The sequence below is a fragment of the Atlanticothrix silvestris CENA357 genome, assembly GCF_016056295.1.
Lineage (GTDB): Bacteria > Cyanobacteriota > Cyanobacteriia > Cyanobacteriales > Nostocaceae > Atlanticothrix > Atlanticothrix silvestris.
Genome location: NZ_JAECZB010000101.1, coordinates 1 through 1,329, shown reverse-complemented (window position 1 = coordinate 1,329; position 1,329 = coordinate 1). Strand labels below are relative to the sequence as shown.

At 40.8% G+C, this 1,329-nt stretch carries 1 protein-coding gene and 1 pseudogene; both read left to right on the top strand.

Annotated features, from left to right (window positions below; genetic code table 11):
• Positions 1 to 111: 111 nt before the first annotated feature.
• A pseudogene (locus I8751_RS26710) lies at positions 112 to 1,047 on the top strand (IS4 family transposase); the annotation flags it as partial.
• A 58-nt stretch (positions 1,048 to 1,105) separates the two neighbouring features.
• The coding region (locus tag I8751_RS26705; RefSeq protein WP_214442112.1) for a helix-turn-helix domain-containing protein at positions 1,106 to 1,329 on the top strand (224 nt) is incomplete at its 3' end.

The following is a 1,329-nucleotide window of genomic DNA, read 5'->3' as shown; positions in this document are numbered from 1 at the left end:
ATGTAAATTAGGCATTGTTACCAAGAATGGAAATTAAATGCCGTGCATCTGAGGGATTTTTCATTGGTGTCTCCTGATATACAAAATACTGAGTTGCTGAAAGCAATCGAAATGGCTATTCCAGCAACGGCAATTGAACAGGCGATCGCTAATACCAAAACCGAAGAGGAACGCACGCGATCGCTACCAGCGCAGTTAATGGTCAGTCTGGTAATAGCAATGAGCCTGTGGTCGAGAGATTCGATGCGGGATGTACTCAAAAACTTAGTAGATGGTCTTTCTGTGGCATGGGTAAAAGTTGGCAAATATTGGCGAGTCCCTTGTAAATCAGCAATTACCCAAGCTCGACAAAGATTAGGTGCAAAGGTGATGAGCCAATTGTTTCATCAGCTGGTAAAACCAATGGCAACGGGTGAAACATTGGGAGCGTTTTTAAATGGACTACGAATAGTTGTAATTGATGGTAGCTGTTTTGATGTCCCAGATAGCGAAGAAAATGCCAGAGTTTTTGGTCGTCCTAGTAGTCGTCCTGGAACAATTGCAGCATTCCCTAAAGTGAGATTGGTCGTTTTGATAGAGGCAGGAACGCACATTATATTTGATGCCTTAATGTGTCCTTATCGAATGGGAGAACGAGTCCGAGCGTTGAAATTATTACGCTCCGTGAAATCAGGAATGTTGTTAATGTGGGATAGGGGATTACATTCCTATGCAATGGTAGGAGCAACAGTGTCTCAGGGGTGCGACTATGTAGGCAGAATCCCAGCAAATGTAAAATTTATGCGGGAAAAGCCTTTAGAAGATGGCTCTTATTTGTCATATATCAATCCTTCAGGAAAACTCCGGAAAAAAGGTTGTCAGCCACTCTTAGTAAGAGTTATTGAATACACAATTGAGCATCCGGAAAACGCTGCTGAACAACTTACTTATCGCTTAATCACTAGCTTATTAGACATTGAAAAATTTCCGGCAGAAATGTTAGCCAAAGAATATCATCAACGATGGGAAGTCGAAAATACCCTTGATGAGTTAAAAGTTCACCTGTTATACCAATTCACTAAAAAAATGATAGAAATAGTTAAGTCAGAAATATGAGCAGAAGTTCATGGCTGGAGTCACCAAAGTAAAAATAGAAGAATCGGCAGAGGAATTACGTGAACTGCTGAAAAAACAGAAAACAGCATTAGGAAAAGAACGTATTCAAGCATTGTATTTACTAAAGATAGGTCAGGTAAGGACAATACAAGATTTAGCGGTAGTGTTGGGAAGAGGAAGTGCCACAGTACAAAGGTGGTTCAAGGCTTATACAGAATTGGGAATCGCCAGTCT